General features: G+C 75.8%; 15 protein-coding genes. 6 read left to right on the forward strand and 9 right to left on the reverse strand.

The features are described from left to right. Positions 1–116 precede the first annotated feature (116 nt). A complete protein-coding gene (gene msrB, locus BLQ97_RS11400) occupies positions 117–509 on the forward strand; it encodes a peptide-methionine (R)-S-oxide reductase MsrB (RefSeq protein ID WP_245692080.1) in 393 nt (130 codons plus the stop codon). A 111-nt stretch (positions 510–620) separates the two neighbouring features. Here the strand turns inward: msrB and hemQ are convergent, their stop codons facing one another. From hemQ to hemE, 4 genes are read right to left on the reverse strand one after another with little or no spacing between them, the layout of a single operon-like run. After that, entirely contained in the window at positions 621–1,337 is a 717-nt protein-coding gene (gene hemQ / locus BLQ97_RS11405; protein ID WP_175471690.1) for a hydrogen peroxide-dependent heme synthase, read from the reverse strand. A gap of 7 nt (positions 1,338–1,344) precedes the next feature. Beyond that, positions 1,345–1,806 carry a hypothetical protein gene (locus tag BLQ97_RS11410; RefSeq protein WP_091366007.1) on the reverse strand — a complete coding sequence of 154 codons (462 nt, stop codon included), beginning with the start codon at positions 1,804–1,806 and terminating at the stop codon, positions 1,345–1,347. 38 nt (positions 1,807–1,844) lie between these two features. Beyond that, a complete protein-coding gene (hemG, locus tag BLQ97_RS11415; protein WP_091366008.1) occupies positions 1,845–3,212 on the reverse strand; it encodes a protoporphyrinogen oxidase in 1,368 nt (455 codons plus the stop codon). Next, complete coding sequence (hemE, locus tag BLQ97_RS11420; protein WP_175471691.1) at positions 3,209–4,264, reverse strand: uroporphyrinogen decarboxylase; 1,056 nt, start codon at positions 4,262–4,264, stop codon at positions 3,209–3,211. Before hemE ends, hemG begins: the two co-directional genes overlap by 4 nt. A gap of 104 nt (positions 4,265–4,368) precedes the next feature. Between hemE and BLQ97_RS11425 the strand changes: the two genes are divergently transcribed. Together BLQ97_RS11425 and BLQ97_RS11430 are read left to right on the forward strand one after the other, a co-directional pair. Beyond that, positions 4,369–5,007, forward strand: a complete 639-nt coding sequence (locus tag BLQ97_RS11425) for a DUF3000 domain-containing protein (protein WP_091366400.1) — start codon at positions 4,369–4,371, stop codon at positions 5,005–5,007. Between the two features lie 207 nt (positions 5,008–5,214). Then, positions 5,215–6,366: an HRDC domain-containing protein gene (locus BLQ97_RS11430; RefSeq protein WP_245692081.1), complete on the forward strand. Its 1,152-nt coding sequence runs from the start codon at positions 5,215–5,217 to the stop codon at positions 6,364–6,366. 121 nt (positions 6,367–6,487) lie between these two features. On the opposite strand, the gene BLQ97_RS11435 is transcribed toward BLQ97_RS11430, so the two are convergent. The 3 genes from BLQ97_RS11435 to BLQ97_RS11445 form a co-directional block, all read right to left on the reverse strand. Then, positions 6,488–7,774 carry a sugar ABC transporter permease gene (locus tag BLQ97_RS11435; RefSeq protein ID WP_091366010.1) on the reverse strand — a complete coding sequence of 429 codons (1,287 nt, stop codon included), beginning with the start codon at positions 7,772–7,774 and terminating at the stop codon, positions 6,488–6,490. 2 nt (positions 7,775–7,776) lie between these two features. Further along, positions 7,777–8,583, reverse strand: coding sequence for an ATP-binding cassette domain-containing protein (locus tag BLQ97_RS11440; RefSeq protein ID WP_245692082.1), 807 nt, complete (start codon positions 8,581–8,583; stop codon positions 7,777–7,779). Between the two features lie 102 nt (positions 8,584–8,685). After that, complete coding sequence (locus BLQ97_RS11445; protein ID WP_091366012.1) at positions 8,686–9,795, reverse strand: sugar ABC transporter substrate-binding protein; 1,110 nt, start codon at positions 9,793–9,795, stop codon at positions 8,686–8,688. Between the two features lie 250 nt (positions 9,796–10,045). Between BLQ97_RS11445 and BLQ97_RS11450 the strand changes: the two genes are divergently transcribed. Both BLQ97_RS11450 and BLQ97_RS11455 read left to right on the forward strand, forming a co-directional pair. Further along, positions 10,046–11,263, forward strand: coding sequence for a thiolase family protein (locus tag BLQ97_RS11450; RefSeq protein ID WP_091366013.1), 1,218 nt, complete (start codon positions 10,046–10,048; stop codon positions 11,261–11,263). Next, a complete protein-coding gene (locus tag BLQ97_RS11455) occupies positions 11,260–13,347 on the forward strand; it encodes a 3-hydroxyacyl-CoA dehydrogenase NAD-binding domain-containing protein (protein WP_091366014.1) in 2,088 nt (695 codons plus the stop codon). The genes BLQ97_RS11450 and BLQ97_RS11455 overlap by 4 nt, the downstream gene beginning before the upstream one ends. A gap of 318 nt (positions 13,348–13,665) precedes the next feature. Here the strand turns inward: BLQ97_RS11455 and dxs are convergent, their stop codons facing one another. Beyond that, the gene (gene dxs / locus BLQ97_RS11460; RefSeq protein ID WP_091366015.1) at positions 13,666–15,582 is read right to left on the reverse strand and encodes a 1-deoxy-D-xylulose-5-phosphate synthase; all 1,917 of its coding nucleotides are present in this window, start codon (positions 15,580–15,582) and stop codon (positions 13,666–13,668) included. A 188-nt stretch (positions 15,583–15,770) separates the two neighbouring features. On the opposite strand from dxs, the gene BLQ97_RS11465 reads away from it, so the two are divergent. Then, positions 15,771–16,955: an ROK family transcriptional regulator gene (locus tag BLQ97_RS11465; protein WP_091366016.1), complete on the forward strand. Its 1,185-nt coding sequence runs from the start codon at positions 15,771–15,773 to the stop codon at positions 16,953–16,955. Positions 16,956–17,000: 45 nt separating this feature from the next. Here BLQ97_RS11465 and BLQ97_RS11470 read toward each other — a convergent pair whose 3' ends face one another. After that, positions 17,001–17,369 (reverse strand): hypothetical protein, encoded by a 369-nt coding sequence (locus BLQ97_RS11470; RefSeq protein WP_091366017.1) that lies wholly within the window; start codon positions 17,367–17,369, stop codon positions 17,001–17,003. Positions 17,370–17,389 lie beyond the last annotated feature (20 nt).

A 17,389-nucleotide genomic window follows, 5' to 3' on the forward strand; every position in this document is an offset into this window, starting at 1 on the left:
GCGGGGCCTGGTGAGCGGCGGGCCCGGGAGGCGGGCCTCGGGCGGTGCGCGCGGGGAATCCGCCCGCCGTCCGCGTCGTTCCCCCGGGCATGACGACGTCCGCTTCGCAGCCGAAGGTGACCAGGACCGACGAGGAGTGGCGGGCGCAGCTCTCACCGCAGGAGTACGCCGTCCTCCGCCAGGCCGGCACCGAGCGCCCGTGGACCGGCGAGTACGTCGACACGAAGACCGTCGGCGTCTACACCTGCCGGGCCTGCGGCGCCGAGCTGTTCCGCTCCGAGACCAAGTTCGACTCGCACTGCGGCTGGCCGTCCTTCTACCAGCCGACGTCGGCCGACAATGTGGTGCTCCGCGAGGACCGCAGCCTCGGGATGCTGCGCACCGAGGTCCTCTGCGGCAGCTGCCACAGCCACCTCGGCCACGTCTTCGACGACGCCCCGCAGACCCCGACCGGCGACCGCTACTGCATCAACAGCGTCTCGATCCGGTTGGTCCCCGCGGAGGGCTGAGCTGCCGAGGTGCGCCGTCCTACCGCACCGCAGCGCGTCCTACCGCACGGTGCACGGTGCGGTAGGACGCGCCACGATCAGGTCACCTGATCATCGCCGCCGCCCTCCGCGTCAGGGCAGGTCGGCGACGAGCTCCGCGACCGGCTTGCGGGTGCCGGTGTAGAAGGGCACCTCCTCGCGCACGTGCCGGCGGGCGCGGCTGGCCCGCAGGTCGCGCATCAGGTCGACGATGCGGTGCAGCTCGTCGGCCTCGAAGGCGAGCATCCACTCGTAGTCGCCCAGACCGAACGACGCGACCGTGTTCGCTCGCACGTCGGGGTAGGGCCGGGCCTGCATCCCGTGCTCCTTGAGCATGTCCCGCCGCTCCTCGTCGGGCAGCAGGTACCACTCGTAGGACCGCACGAACGGGTAGACGCAGACGTAGCGGCGCGGCTCCTCGTCGGCCAGGAACGCCGGGATGTGGCTGCGGTTGAACTCCGCCGGCCGGTGCAGCGCCATCTGCGACCAGACCGGCTCCAGGTGCCGGCCGAGCGCGGTGCGGCGCAGCCGGGTGTAGGCCTCCTGCAGCGCCTCGGGCGTCTCGGCGTGCCACCACACCATGAGGTCGGCGTCGGCGCGCAGACCCGACACGTCGTAGGTCCCGCGGACGACGACGCCCTTGCCGGCCAGCTCCTCGACCAGCCCGGCCACCTCGTCGGCCACGGCGGTGCGCGGCTCGTCGCCCAGCGGCCGCGCCAGCCGGAAGACCGACCACATCGTGTAGCGGATGAGGGCGTTGAGCTCGTTCGCCCGCTTGCCGGTGCTCTTGGTCCCGGTCTGCTCGGTCATGTCCCCATCATCGCGCGCGGGGCGGGCGCCCTGCCGGGACGCCGGGTGTGGCGCGGACCGCAGCGGCGGCGAGGGCCAGCACCAGGGCGTCCTCGGCCAGCGCCGCCGGCAGCGCGCCGAGCCGGGGCGCCGCCACCCGCCGCCAGCGCGCCCCGCCCAGCGTCCCGGCGGCAGCGCCGGCGACCCCGGCGAGCGCCGGCAGCAGCCACTCGCTCCCGTCGCGCCGGGCCAGCAGCCACCCGCCGGCCGCGCCGGAGGCCAGCCGGACGACGACGCTCGGCGGGACGGTCCGGTCCGGCGTCGCTGGCAGCTTGTCGGCGACCAGCTCCCCGGCGACGGCGGCGAGCGCGGCCGCCCGGGCCGGCCGGCGGGTCGGCGAGGTGAGCACGGGACCGGCGACGCCCAGGGCGCTGCGGCCCCCGGCGGCGGTCCCGAGCAGGGCGGCGCGCAGGACGGCGGAGGAGGTCACGGGGGCAGCCTGGCAGGCCGTGGTCCGGGAGGCACTGCTCAGGCCAGCGCGTCGACGGCGCGGCGGGCACTGCGGATGCAGGCGGGCACGCCGACGCCGTCGTAGGCGGCACCGGCCACCGCCAGGCCCGGCACCGCGGCGACGGCGTCCCGGACCGCCACCACCCGCTGCGGGTGGCCGACCAGGTACTGCGGCAGCCCGCCGCCCCAGCGCACCAGGTGGGCCGCCAGCGGCTCGGGGCGCTCGAGGCCGAGCAGGTCGGCGACGTCGGCCACCACCGCGGCGGTGAGGTCGTCGTCGTCGCGCTGCAGCTGCGCCTCGTCGCCGTAGCGGCCCACCGACGCGCGCACCCGCAGCAGGCCGCCGGCGGAGAGGTGCGGCCACTTCGACGAGGAGACGGTCACGCCCTTGACCAGCCGCCCGGTCACCGGCGGCACGAGCAGGCCGGAGCCCGCGGCCACCTGCTGCGCGGGGAAGGCCATCGCCACCACGGCCATCGACGCGTACGGGATCCCGCGCAGCGGCTCGACGGCGTCCGGCGCCACCCCCGCCAGCAGCCGCGCCGCCTTGCCCGCCGGCGCGGCGACGACGACGGCGTCGGCCTCGAGCACCTCCGGCGCGGCCACCGGCCCGACGGCGACCTCGAGCCGCCCGCCGGCCCGGCGGATCGCGTGGGCCGGCGCGCGCAGCCGCACCTGCGCGCCGGAGGCGTCGACCAGCGCCTGCGGCAGCACGCCGATGCCGCCGTCGACGGTGACGAACACCGGCCCGTCGGCGTCGCCGCGGCTGCGGGCCCCCGCGTCGCGGGCGGCGACGGCGGCGGCCAGCACCGAGTCGGCGCGGGCGAGCTGGGCCGCCAGCGCCGGCATGGTGGCGGCCAGCGAGAGGTCGTCGGGCCGGCCGGCGTAGACGCCGCCCAGCAGCGGCTCGACCAGCCGGTCGACCACCTCGTCGCCGAGCCGCTCGCGCAGCAGCGCCCCGACCGACACGTCGCCGTCCAGCCGCAGCGGCGGCAGGGCTGCCTCCGCCCGCACCCGCTCGACGCCGCCCGGGGTGAGCACGCCCGCCAGCCCGTCGGCCGACGTCGGCACCCCCTGCACGGTGCCCGGCGGCAGCGGGTGCCGGCCGTCGGGCAGCACGATGGACGCCTGGGTGGTGGCGGGCGCCACCAGCCGCTCGCCCAGCCCCAGCGCCTCGACCAGCTCGACCGCCTCGGGCACCCGCGCCAGCACCGCCTCGGGCCCGGTGTCGTACCACTGGCCGGCGAGCTCCAGCCGGTCGACCTTGCCGCCGACGCGGCCACCGGCCTCCAGGACGACGACCTCGTCGCCGGGCCGGCGCCGGGACCACTCGAAGGCGGCGGTCAGCCCGGCGATGCCCGCGCCGACGACGACCAGCCGCCTCATCGTGCCGAGAGCTCGTGCACCAGGTCGACGACGTGGGTGAGCACGCCCGGGTCGGTCTCGGGCAGCACGCCGTGGCCGAGGTTGAACACGTGGCCGCGGGCGGCCCGGCCCTCCTCGACCACCCGGCGCACCTCGCGGTCGACGCTCGCCCGGTCGGCCAGCAGGACGGCGGGGTCGAGGTTGCCCTGCAGCGAGCGGGCCGGGCCCACCCGACGGGCCGCCTCGTCCAGGGGCACCCGCCAGTCGACGCCGACGACGTCGGCCCCGGCGTCGCCGATCAGCGCGAGCAGCTCGCCGGTGCCCACGCCGAAGTGGATGCGCGGCACGTCCCGGTCGCCGAGCCCGTCGAACACCGCGCGGGAGTGCGGCTGCACCCGCGTGCCGTAGTCGGCGGCGGAGAGGACGCCGGCCCAGGAGTCGAACAGCTGCACCGCCGCGGCGCCGTTGTCCACCTGCGCGCGCAGGAAGGTCGCCGCCGACACCGCCAGGCGGTCGAGCAGCCGTGACCACGCCTCCGGCTCGGCGTACATGAACGCCTTGGTGCGGGCGTGCTCCTTGGACGGGCCGCCCTCGATCAGGTAGGTGGCCAGGGTGAACGGCGCCCCGGCGAAGCCGATGAGCGGGGTGGGGCCGAGCTCGGCGACCAGCCGGCGCACCGCCGTCGCCAGGAAGTCCAGCCGGTCGGGCTCGAGGTCCGGCAGCGCGTCGACGTCGGCGACGGTGCGCACGGGGCTGGCCACGACCGGGCCGACGCCGGGCTTGATCTCGATGTCGACGCCGGCCACCACCAGCGGCAGCACGATGTCGGAGAACAGGATCGCCGCGTCCACCCCGTGCCGGCGCACCGGCTGCAGGGTGATCTCGGTGACCAGGTCGGGGTCCTGGCAGGCCTGGAGCATCGCCGTCCCCGCGCGGAGGGCGCGGTACTCCGGCAGCGACCGGCCGGCCTGGCGCATGAACCACACCGGCGTGCGGTCGACCGGGAGGCCGCGCGCGGCCCGGACCAGGCCCGACTCGGCGGGGGACGGGGCGGCGGCGGCAGCGGCGGTCACGACGGTCCATCCTCCCAGACCGGCGGGTGCTCCCCCACCGCGCTGCCCGGTGCCCGCCGCGGCGCGTCCGAGACAGACGGGGCGCGGGGCCCTACCCTGCGGTCGTGGAGCCACGCAGCCTGGCGGGTCGGAGGGACGACGCCGGCACCCGCGCGGGGTCCGGGGACACTCCCCCGCCCGCCGGGTTCGTGGCCGCCCTGGAGTCGCTGGCCTCCCTGCGGGTGCGCCCGGAGATCGTGCTGGAGCGCATCCCCGCCCCCCAGCGGCTGGCGCCCTTCGCGCACGCCCTCGGCGCCCGGGTCACCGAGCTCGACGGCGACGAGGAGGTCGAGGTCGCCGCCGCCCGGTTCATCGTGCTGCACGACCCGGCCGGTCACGAGGCCTGGGCGGGCACCACCCGCTGCGTCGGCTACGTCTCGGCCAGCACCGACGAGCACATGGTCGACGACGCGATGTTCTCCGAGGTCGCGTGGAGCTGGCTGACCGAGGCGCTGGCCGGCTGCGGTGCCGCCGCGCACGCGCTCGGCGGCACCGTCACCCGCACCGCCTCCACCCGCTTCGGCGACCTCGCCGGCCCCGAGCACTCGGTCGACGTGGAGATCCGCGCCTCCTGGACGGCGGAGGACACCGCGCTCGACCGGCACCTCGACGCCTGGCTGGAGGTGCTGGCCAACGCGGCCGGACTGCCCCCGCCGGGGGTGGCGATGCTGGGCCCCTCCGGCCCGGTGGCCGACGGCAACTAACATCGGCGGGGTGGGGGTTCGCCCCCGGGTCCGCGCCGGCCGGCTCGATCCGCCCGGAGGCCGGGGGACCGGCCGCGGACGCACGGACGACACGGCCGAGAAGGTGGACGGCAACTGAGCACCGAGCCCCTGCCCGACGCTGCGGACGACGGCAGCGACGAGCCCGCCCCGACCCCCCTGCTCGCCCCGCGCGACGGCCTCCCCCCGGTGATCGAGACCCCGGCGGCGCTGGCCGCCTACGCCGACGCGCTGCGGGCCGGCAGCGGACCGGTCGCGGTCGACGCCGAGCGCGCCTCCGGCTACCGCTACGGGCAGCGCGCCTACCTCGTGCAGCTGCGCCGCGCCGGGACCGGCACCGGGCTGGTCGACCCCGTCCCGCTGGGCGACCTGTCCGCGGTGCAGGACGCGATCGGTGACGAGGAGTGGGTGCTGCACGCCGCCAGCCAGGACCTCCCCTGCCTGGCCGAGGTCGGCATGGTGCCCGCCCGCATCTTCGACACCGAGCTGGCCGCGCGCCTGGCCGGGCTGCCGCGGGTCGGGCTGGGCGCCGTCGTCGAGTCGCTGCTGGGGTACTCGCTGCAGAAGGGCCACTCGGCCGCCGACTGGAGCACCCGGCCGCTGCCCGAGGAGTGGCTGGTCTACGCCGCCCTCGACGTCGAGGTGCTGGTCGACCTGCGCGACGCGCTGGCCGCCATCCTCGAGGAGCAGGGCAAGACCGAGTGGGCGCGGCAGGAGTTCGCCGCCGTGCTGGCGGCCGGTCCCCCGGCGCCGAAGCAGGACCCGTGGCGGCGGACGTCGGGGGTGCACGGGCTGCGCAACCGCCGCCAGCTGGGCATGCTGCGCTCGCTGTGGCAGGCCCGCGACGACCTGGCCCGCCGGCGCGACGTCGCCCCGGGGCGGGTGCTGCCGGACTCCGCGATGGTCTCCGCCGTCCAGGCCGACCCGCAGACGGAGGCCGCGCTGCTGGAGCTGCCGGTGTTCCGCGGCCGGGCCAACCGCAAGCTGGTGGGCACGTGGTTCGGGGCGCTGACCCGCGGCCGCGCGCTGTCCGACGACGAGCTGCCGCCGCACAGCCGCCCGGGCGACGGGCCGCCGCCGGCCAACCGCTGGGCCGACCGCGACCCGGCCGCGGCCACCCGCCTGGCGGCGGCCCGCACCGCGCTGGCCGAGCTGTCGCAGAAGCACGCCGTGCCGGTGGAGAACGTCCTCTCCCCCGACCTCGTGCGCCGGCTGATGTGGGCCCCGCCGGAGCCGCGCGACCCCGGCACGATCGCCGCGGCGCTGCGCGCCGGCGGTGCCCGCGAGTGGCAGGTCGAGCTCACCCGCGACCTGCTCACCGACGCCGCCACCCGCGCCTGATCGCCGGAGGGCCCGCCGTCCGGAACCGGACGGCGGGCCCCGCGTGGTGACGTGTGGGAACGGCCCCCTCGCAGGGCCCCGCCGCGAGCGTGCGAGCGGTGGGGTGCGAGGGGGTCCTTCCTCAGTGGCCGGTGGCCGCCGCCCGCCGCCGGGCCAGCGCGTCGACGCTGGCGGCCAGCAGCAGCACGCCGCCGGTGATGATGAAGTTCAGGTACGCCTCGGTGCCCAGCAGGCCGAGTCCGTTGGCGATGATCGCCACCACCAGGCCGCCCAGGACGGCGTCTCGCACCCGTCCCCGGCCGCCGAAGAGGCTGGTGCCACCGATGACCGCGGCCCCCACGGCGTAGAGCAGCGTGTTGCCGCCGCCGGACCCCGGCGCCACCGAGCCGAGCCGGGCGGCCGCGACGATGCCGCTGATCGCCGCCAGGGTCGAGCCGATGACGAACACGGCCACCCGGATCCGGGTGACGTTGATGCCGGCGCGCCGGGCCGCCTCGGCGTTGCCGCCGACCGCGTACACGTGCCGCCCGAAGCTGGTGCGGCCGAGCACGAAGGTGAGCAGCAGCAGCAGGAGGACGACCAGCGGGATCGCGTAGGGGATGCCGGCGAGGACCACGCCGACGGCCGGCGCCCGGTCGACGCTCAGCACCGCCGTCACCAGGACGACGACGGCCGCGATGACGCCGATGCGCACCAGCACCACGGCGAGCGGGGCGTGGGCGAGGCCCCGCGCCTTCTGCACGCGGAACCGGTTGAGCTGCAGCGCGGCGTACACGGCGATGGTGAGCAGCGCGAGGACCCAGCCGAGGGCGACCGGCACGTTCTTGTCGCTGATCGCCGAGATCACCGGGTCGCGCACCGGCACGGTGCCGCCCTCGCCGATGAGCCGCAGCGTGAAGCCCTGCCAGCCCAGGAACAGCGCGAGGGTGACCACGAACGACGGGATGCCGACCATCCCGACCAGGCTGCCGGTGAACAACCCGATCACCACGCCGGTGACGATGGCGGCCAGCACCGAGACGTACCAGGGCGCGCCGGCGTCGGCGAGCAGCTTGGCCATGACCGCGGCGCAGACGCCGCTGACCACACCGGCGGACAGGTCGATCTCGCCCAGCAGCAGGATGAAGACCAGCCCCATCGCCAGGATGATGATCGGCGCCGCCTGGTCGGCCAGGTTGGCCATGTTGCGCGGGGTCAGGAAGGTCTCCGGCCGCAGCGCGAAGAACAGCAGGCCGAGGACGACGATGCCGAGGATGGCCGGCAGGGCGCCGAGGTCCCCGCCCCGGACCCGGTCGACGTAGGCCCGGACCGTCGCGCCGAAGGAGTCCGCGCTGCGGTCGGCCTCGAAGCCGGACGGGGCGCCGCCCGGCTCCTGCGCGCTGGTGGGGGTGGACAGCGTGCTCGACATGCTCAGACCTCCACCGCTGCGGCGTCGGCGGGTGCGATGCCCAGGTTGCCCGAGCGGCCCGCCGTGATGAGCTCGATGACCTGCGGACGGTCGACCTGGGAGATCGGGACGTCGGCCGCCATCCGCCCCAGGTAGAGGGCCGCGATCCGGTCGGACACCTCGAAGACGTCGACCATGTTGTGGCTGATGAAGACCACCGCGTGCCCGGTGTCGGCGAGCCGCCGGACCAGGTCGAGGACCTGCCGGGTCTGCGCGACGCCGAGGGCCGCGGTCGGCTCGTCGAGGACGACCAGCTTGGACTCCCAGAGCACGGCCTTGGCGATGGCGACCGTCTGCCGCTGACCGCCGGAGAGGCTGGAGACGAGCTGGCGCACCGACTTCAGGGTCCGGACGGAGAGCTTGCTCAGGGTGTCCCGGGCCGCCTCCTCCATCGACGTCTCGTCGAGGAGGATGCCGTTCTTGCGCTCGCGGCCGAGGAACATGTTCTGGACGACGTCGAGGTTGTCGGCCAGGGCGAGGTCCTGGTAGACGATCTCGATGCCGAGCGCGGCGGCCTCGCGCGGGCCGCCGACGGTGACCGGCTTGCCCTCGAAGAGGAACTCGCCGGAGTCGATCGCGTGGATGCCGGCGATGGACTTGATGAGCGTGGACTTGCCCGCCCCGTTGTCACCGACCAGCGCGGTGACCTGGCCGGGGTAGACCTTCATGTGCACGTCGTGCAGGACCTGGATGGCGCCGAAGCTCTTGTTGACGCCGCGGAGCTCCAGGGTGGGGGTGCCGTCCTCGGGACGGTCGGTGGGTGCGGACACGCCGGGCCTCTCGGTCGAGCTGGGTGGGGCGGGGTGGAGCGGGAACAGGGCGGCGGCAGCCGCCGGGGCGCCCATCATCGGCGCCCCGGCGGCTGCTGACCACTACTCGATCCCGAGCTCCGAGCACGCGGCGGCGAAGTCGCCGGTGCACAGCTCGTCGGCGGAGACGAACTCGTCGTCCACGACGTCCTTGACGTTGTCGCGGAAGATCGCCTGCGGGGTGAGCAGGACCGACGGGACGTCCCGGCCGGCCTCGGTGTCCTCGACGGTGCCGGTGGTCTCGCCCTCCTCGCCGTTGAGCAGCGCGACGGCCAGCTCGGCCAGCGCGTTGGCCTCCTCGCGGACCGACTTGTAGACCGTCATGCACTGGTCGTTGTTGAGGATGTTCTGCAGGCCCTCGACCGTGGCGTCCTGACCGGTCACGTTGTTCGCGCCCGCGGCGTTGTTGCGCCCGAGGATCTGGATCACCGAGTTGGCCAGGCCGTCGTTCGCGGCCAGCACACCCTGGATGTTGCCGCCGTTCTGGGTGTACATCTGCTCGAAGATCGTCGCCGCCTCCTGGTTGTCCCACTCGGGGACGGCCTGCTCGGCGACCTGGGTGTACTGGGTCAGCGGGTCGAGGATCTCGTGGGCGCCCGAGGAGAACAGCGTGGCGTTGTTGTCGTCCGGCGAGCCGTTGAGGAAGGCGATGTTGCCCTGGGTGACGCCGTTGGCCTCCAGGCACTGCTGCAGGCCCTGGCCCTGCAGCCGGCCGACCTCCGTGTTGTCGAAGGAGACGTAGTACTCCGCGGAGCCGCCGAGGGTCAGCCGGTCGTAGTCGATCGTCTGGACGCCCTCGTTGGCCGCCTGCTCCTGGATCTGCGCACCCGAGGCCGAGTCGAGGTTGACGATCGCCAGGACGGTGGCGCCCTCGGTGATCATCTGCTCGGCGATGGTGGCCTGCCGCTGGGCGTCGCCCTCGGCGTTCTGGATGTCGTACTCGACACCGGCCTCCTCGAAGGCCGCCTCGAGGTAGGGGCGGTCGAAGTTCTCCCACCGCACCGAGGACTCGGTGTCGGGGAGGATGACGCCGACCCGGCCGGCGGACTCGCCGCCACCGCCACCGCCGCCGCCGGAGCCGGAGTCGCCGCCGCCGCTGTCGCCGCCGCAGGCGGCCAGGCTGAAGACGAGGGAGGCCGCGAGGGCCGTCATGAGGGTGCGCCGTCGCGCCATGGGGGTCCACCGTTCTGTCGGGAATGCGCAGAAGTGCGGCGGTCAGGATGCGCGCTGTGTCACAGCGGGTGCAAGAGGCCGCCGACGGCGTTGCCGGACCGTGACCTCGACGGGTGACCCGGGCGGGTGCCCCCCACGGCGGGTGACGCCTCCCTCCCCGGGCCGTGTCCCGCTCGACCCTGCGGTTACCGGCGGGTAACTTGACCGGTGCCGAGCCGTACCGGCCGGTACCGATCCCCGCGGAGGTCCTGTGTCATCTCGAGAGCGGCCACGCCCGCTGCGTGAGGTCGTCTTCGTCGACGGCGTGCGCACCCCGTTCGGCAAGGCCGGCCCGACGGGCGTCTACGCCGAGACGCGCGCCGACGACCTCGTCGTCCGCGTCATCCGCGAGCTGCTGCGCCGCAACCCGGCCTTGCCGCCCGAGCGGGTCGACGAGGTCGCCATCGCCGCCACCACCCAGATCGGCGACCAGGGGCTGACCATCGGCCGTACCGCCGCCCTGCTCGCCGGGCTGCCGAGGTCGGTGCCCGGCTACGCGATCGACCGGATGTGCGCCGGCGCGATGACCGCCGTCACCACCACCGCCAGCGGCATCGCGTTCGGCGCCTACGACGTCGCCATCGCCGGCGGGGTGGAGCACATGGGCCGCCACCCGATGGGCGAGGGTGCCGACCCCAACCCGCGGTTCTTCAGCGAGAAGCTGGTCGACGAGTCCGCGCTCGTCATGGGCGCCACCGCCGAGAACCTGCACGACCGCTTCCCGCACCTGACCCGCGAGCGGGCCGACGCCTTCGCGCTGGCCAGCCAGCAGCGGTACGCCAAGGCCGTGGCCAACGGGCAGATCGGCCCGGAGCTGGTGCCCGTCGCGACCCGCTCGGCCGAGCACGGCTGGGGCCTGGCCACCGCCGACGAGCCGCCGCGGCCGGGCACCACGCTCGAGGGCCTGGCCGGGCTCAAGACGCCGTTCCGTCCCCACGGGCACGTGACCGCCGGCAACGCTGCGGGCCTCAACGACGGCGCCACCGGCTGCATCCTGGCCGCGGAGGAGGTGGCCGCGGAGCTGGGCCTGACCGCCGGCATGCGGCTGGTCGGCTACGGGTTCGTCGGCGTCGAGCCCGAGGTGATGGGCGTGGGCCCGGTCCCCTCGACCGAGCGCGCGCTGGCCCGCACCGGCCTGACCATCGACGACATCGGCCTGTTCGAGCTCAACGAGGCCTTCGCCGTCCAGGTGCTGGCCTTCCTCGACCACTTCGGCATCGCCGACGACGACCCGCGGGTCAACCCGTGGGGCGGCGCCATCGCCGTCGGCCACCCGCTGGCCTCCTCCGGCGTGCGGCTGATGACGCAGCTGTCCCGCCAGTTCGCCGAGCGGCCCGACGTCCGCTACGGCCTGACCGCCATGTGCGTGGGCCTGGGCATGGGCGCCACCGTCATCTGGGAGAACCCGGCCTGGGAGGGCACCGAGTGAGCACCGCCGTCTTCGCGGACGAGGTCGTGACCGAGGCGCGGGTCCGGTACCTGCGGGTGCCCGGCCTGGCCGGCGAGATCGCCCTGGTCACCCTGGACAACGGGCACGACCACACCCGGCCGTCGACCTTCGGTCCCGGCGGGCTGGCGTCGCTGGACGCCGCGCTCGACGAGATCGCCGCGCACACCCCCGCGCCGGCGGCGATCGCCGTCACCGGCAAGCCGTTCGTCTTCGCCGTCGGCGCCGACCTCTCCGGCGTCCCGGCGGTCACCTCGGCCGACCAGGCGCGGGAGATGGCCGAGACCGGGCACCGGGTCTTCCGCCGGCTGAAGGACTCGGCGATCCCGACGTTCGCCTTCGTCAACGGCGTCGCCCTCGGCGGCGGCCTGGAGCTGGCGCTGCACTGCTCGTACCGGACCATCGCCTCGACGGCCGTGGTCGCCTTCCCCGAGGTGTTCCTCGGGCTGGTGCCCGGCTGGGGCGGCACCCAGCTGCTGCCGGACCTGATCGGCATCGACGCCGCCGTCACGGTGGTCGTCGAGAACGCGCTGGCGCAGAACACGATGACGCCCGCGCCGAAGGCCGCGAGGCTCGGCATCGCCGACGCGGTGTTCGAGCCGGCCGACTTCCTCGAGCGGTCGCTGGAGTGGGCGGCCGGCGTGCTCGCCGGCTCGGTCGCCGTGTCGCGTCCCGAGGTGGACCGCACCGCCTGGGACGGCGCGATCGAGCGCGCCCGGGCGGTCGTGGCCGGGCGGACCCGCAACGCGTCCCCCGGCGCGGTCCGGGCCGTCGAGCTGCTGGACCTCGCCCGCCACGGGGTCGACGGCGAGGCGTTCACCGCCGGCACCGCGGCCGAGGACGACGCCCTGACCGACCTGCTGACGAGCGACCCGCTGCGGGCCTCGCTCTACTCGTTCGACCTGGTCAACAAGCGGGCGAAGCGGCCGGCCGGCGCCCCGGACAAGGGCCTGGCGCGGAAGGTGACCAAGGTCGGCGTCGTCGGCGCCGGGCTCATGGCCTCGCAGCTGGCGCTGCTGTTCGTGCGGCAGCTGAAGGTGCCGGTCGTGCTGACCGACGTCGACCAGGCCCGCGTGGACAGGGGCGTGGCCTGGGTGCACGGCGAGCTGGAGAAGCTCGCCGCGCGCGGGCGGCTCTCTGCCGACCGGCTCAACCAGCTCACCGGCCTGGTCACCGGCTCGCTGTCCAAGGACGCCTTCGCCGACGCCGACCTCGTCATCGAGGCCGTCTTCGAGGAGCTGTCGGTCAAGCAGCAGGTGTTCGCCGAGGTCGAGGCGATCGTCTCGCCCGAGTGCGTGCTGGCCACCAACACCTCCGCGCTGTCGGTGACCGAGATGGCCTCGGAGCTCGAGCACCCGGAGCGCGTGGTGGGCCTGCACTTCTTCAACCCGGTGGCGGTCCTGCCGCTGGTCGAGGTGGTGCGCGCCGAGCGGACCGACGACGCCACGCTCGCCACCGCCTTCGCCGTCGGCAGGGCGCTGAAGAAGTCCTGCGTGCTGGTCGCCGACGCCCCGGCGTTCGTCGTCAACCGGCTGCTCACCCGCTTCCTCGGCGAGGTCACCTCCGCCGTCGAGCAGGGCACGCCGGTGGCCGTCGCCGACCGCGCCCTGGACCCGCTGGGCCTGCCGATGTCGCCGTTCGAGCTGCTCACGTTGGTGGGCCCGCCCGTGGCGCTGCACGTCGCCGAGCGGATGCACGAGGCCTTCCCCGACCGCTTCGCCGTCGGCGAGGGGCTGCGGCGGATGGTGGAGCTCGGCAAGACGTCGGTGTACTCCGAGCCGGGCGTCGTCGACCCCGACCTCGCCGGCATCGACGCGGGCGACTCCCCGCTCACCGGGGAGCAGGTGCGCGAGCGGGCGGTGGAGGCGCTGGCCCAGGAGATCGGGCTGATGCTCGACGAGGGCGTCGTCCAGGCGGTGCAGGACGTCGACCTGTGCATGCTGCTGGGCGCCGGCTGGCCCTTCTGGCTGGGCGGGATCTCGGCGTACCTCGACCGCACCGGCGTCTCCGAGCGGGTGACCGGCGCGCGGTTCCTGCCCCGCGGGGTGGCGTCGCTGCCGGCCTGAGCGGCGCACTCCCCCGGAGGCGCACGGATGACGGCCCGGGTCCCCCTGTGGGGCCCGGGCCGTCCCGCGTACCCATCCGGCGGCCCGACCGCGCGCCGTGGTGCCCGACCTCGCGCTGCGCGGTGAGGTCGGGCACCACGCGGCGAGGGCGGCACCCGGCGCGGCACGACGACACCCCCCCGGCCGGCCTCGGGCGCGGGCCGTCGCTCGTCCTACCGCACCGCAGCGCGTCCTACCCGACGTCCCACGGTCGGGTGGGACGCTCGATGATCAGGTCACCTGGTCATCGCCGCGCCCCAGCGGGACGGGAGGGTCCTCCTACGGCCGGGGGTCCTCGACCGGCTGGGCGGCCGCCTGCTCCTCGCGCTCGGCGAGCACCGCGGTCCACTCGGCGATCCGGCGGGCGACGTCCTGCTCGGTGAGCCCTACGTCCGCCAGCACCTGGCCGCGGCTGGCGTGCTCGAGGAACGCCTGCGGCAGGCCCATCGCGCGCACCGGGACGTCGTGGCCGGCGTCCTGCAGGGCCTGGGTCAGCGTGGTGCCCAGCCCGCCGGCCCGGCCGCCGTCCTCGACCGTGACCACCAGGCGGTGGCCCGCGGCGAGCTCGACGAGCTCCGCGGGGACCGGCACCACCCAGCGCGGGTCGACGACGGTGACCTCGATGCCGTGGTCGGCGGCCCGCTGGGCGGCGGCCAGGCACAGCGGCACCATCGAGCCGACGGCGACCAGCAGCACCTCGTCGCGCTCGCCGCGGCGCAGCACGTCGACCGGCCCGCGCCGCTCCAGCGCCGGGATGTCGACCGGCGGCGGCCCCTTGGGGAAGCGCACGACCGTCGGCCCGTCGGTCACCTCGACGGCCTCGCGCAGCGCCTCCCGCAGCGTCGGCTCGTCGCGCGGCGCGGCCAGCCGCAGCCCCGGCACCACCGGCAGGATCGACATGTCCCACATGCCGTTGTGCGAGGCGCCGTCGGTGCCGGTCACCCCGGCCCGGTCGAGCACCACGGTCACCGGCTGGCGGTGCAGCGCGACGTCCATGAGCAGCTGGTCGAAGGCGCGGTTGAGGAACGTCGAGTAGACGGCGACCACCGGGTGCAGCCCGCCCATCGCCATGCCCGCGGCGCTGGTGAGCGCGTGCTGCTCGGCGATGCCGACGTCGAAGGTGCGCTCGGGCCAGCGCTCGGCGAAGGCGGCCAGGCCGGTCGGGTGCAGCATCGCCGCGGTGACGGCCACGACGTCGGCCCGCTCGGCGCCGATGCGCACCAGCTCGTCGGAGAAGGCCGCCGTCCAGTCGCGGGCCGCGCTCGGGCTGGCGCCGCTGTCGGGGTCGAACACACCCGTGGCGTGCCAGGCGTCGATCTGGTCGGTCTCGGCCGGCGGGTAGCCGAACCCCTTGGTGGTGACCGCGTGCACGATGACCGGGCCGCCGAAGGACCGGGCGCGGCGCAGCGCCGACTCCATGGTCTCGACGTCGTGCCCGTCGACCGGGCCGATGTACTTCAGGCCGAGATCCTCGAACATGCCCTGCGGCGTCAGGACGTCCTTGAGGCCCTTCTTGATGGCGTGCAGCGCGTCGTAGAGCGCCGAGCCGACGACGGGGGCGCGGTGCAGCGCCTGGCGCACCTGCAGCAGCGCCTGCTCGTAGCCCGGCCGCAGTCGCAGCGTGCCGAGCGCGTCGGCGACGCCGCCGATGGTCGGCGAGTAGGAGCGGCCGTTGTCGTTGACGACGATGACCACCGGCCGGTCCTGGGCGGCGGCGATGTTGTTCAGCGCCTCCCACGCCATGCCGCCGGTGAGCGCGCCGTCGCCGACGACGGCGACGACCGGCCGCGAGTCGCCCCGGACGGCGAAGGCCTTGGCCAGCCCGTCGGCGTAGGACAGCGCCGTCGACGCGTGGCTGTTCTCCACCCAGTCGTGCTCGCTCTCGCCGCGGCTCGGGTAGCCCGACAGCCCGCCGCGCTGGCGCAGCCGGTCGAAGCCCTCGACGCGGCCGGTGAGCATCTTGTGCACGTAGGCCTGGTGGCCGGTGTCGAAGACGATGGGCTCGCGCGGGGAGGAGAACACCCGGTGCAGCGCGATGGTCAGCTCGACCGTGCCCAGGTTGGGGCCGAGGTGGCCGCCGGTGCGCGCGACGCTGGTGACGAGGGCGTCGCGGATCTCGGCGGCCAGCGCGGGCAGCCGGTCGGCGGGCAGCGCCCTCAGGTCGGCGGGGTCTCGGAGCGAGCGCAGGAGCGACACGGCGGCGCGGTGTCCTCTCTGTCGGCGGCAGGGGCACGGCACGGGAGGGCCGCCGACCCACTGTAGTCGCGCCGCGGCGGGTGCCTCCGGGCGAGCGCGGAGCGGGCGCTGCCCCGCCCGGGTCACGCCTCGGCGTCGGACTTCCGTCGAGCGTTGACAGAAGCGGGGCGGCCCCCGACCATCCCCGCATGGACCCCCGGCCGTGGCTGCCCGACCTCACCGGGCCGCCGCGCCGGCTGGTCGAGGCGCTGCGGCTGGGTGGCCCGGCCACCCGCGCCCAGCTGGTGGAGCAGACCGGCCTGTCGCGGGCCACCGTGTCGGGGTACGTGAGCGACCTGGTGGGCCGCGGCCTGGTCTCGCCGTCCGACGCCGCCGACGCGCAGCCCACCGGCGGGCGCCCGGCCGGCCTGGTGCGGCTGACCCGCCGGGCCGGCGTGGTGGTCGGAGTGGACATCGGCCGCACGCACGTCCGCGTGGCCGTCGCCGACCTCTCCCACGAGGTGGTGGGCGAGCACGTGGGCCCGCTGGCCGTCGCCGACCTCGAGGCCGGCGCCGTCCTCGACACCGTGGCCACCCGGGTGTGCGCCCAGGTGCAGGAAGCGGGTGCGACCCTCGCCGACGTCGCCGGGATGGTGGTCGGGCTGCCCACGCCCCTGGTGAGCGGCGCGGCGACCGTCGCGGCCACCGTGGCGCAGTCGAACATCCTGCCGACCTGGTCGGGCAGCGCCCCGGCCCTGGAGCTGCGGCGGCGGCTCGACGTCCCGGTCATCGCCGACAACGACGCCAACCTGGGCGCGCTGGCCGAGGTCCGCTGGGGCGCCGGCCGCGGCTCCCGCTTCACCGTCTACCTGAAGATGGCGACCGGCGTGGGCGGGGCGCTGGTCCTCGACGGCCACCTGCTGCGCGGCGTCGGCGGCACCGCCGGGGAGATCGGGCACGTCAGCCTCGACCCCGCGGGCGCGCTGTGCCGCTGCGGCAACCGCGGCTGCCTGGAGCTCACCGCCGGCGGCGGCGCCCTGCTCGACGCCATCCGCACCGCCGCACCGCAGTACGGCGACCTGCCGGCCCTGGTGGCCGGCGCCGTCGACGGGGACCAGGCCTGCCGGCGGCTGGTGGCCGACGCGGGCACCTCCGTGGGCGTGGTGCTCGGCGGCCTGGTCAACACGCTCAACCCCGACCGCATCGTCGTCGGCGGCGAGCTGGGCGCCGCCGGCGACCTGCTGCTCGACCCGCTGCGGCGGGCGCTCGCCCAGTCCGCCATCCCCGCCGCGGCCGAGCGCCTCGACGTGGTCCCCGGTTCGCTCGGGGCCCGCGCCCAGGTGCTCGGCGCGCTGGTGGTCGCGCTCCGGGAGGCCGACCGGCTGACCGGCTAGGGCCCCGGGGGCCCGTGCCCACCACCGGGCCCCCGGGTGCCGCCCTCAGAGCCGGGGCACCCAGACCTCCCCGCGCAGCGCCCCCGCCACCACCTCGACGCCACGCCGGGCCGCCACGAGGCGCGCGCCCTCCCGCTCGTAGGCGGCGACGGCGGCCTCGATCGCGTCGGGCGGCAGGTCGTCGGCCAGTTCCACCCGGACGGTGCGCCACCCCTCCCGCGCGGCCTCGAGCCCGGCGCGCACGTGGTCGGCGGCGAACCGGGCGAGCAGCACCGGGTAGCGGCGCAGCACCGCGTGCGCGCGGTAGTCCGGCGGGACCAGGTCGAACAGCCAGGCCACCGCCGTCGCCTCCCAGTCGGGGGCGCCCGGCGGGCGGACCTGCTCCGGCCAACCCGGAGGGACGTCGGCTCCCACGGCGGGGAGTCTGCCGCACG

This window comes from Geodermatophilus telluris, assembly GCF_900102745.1.
Lineage (GTDB): Bacteria > Actinomycetota > Actinomycetes > Mycobacteriales > Geodermatophilaceae > Geodermatophilus > Geodermatophilus telluris.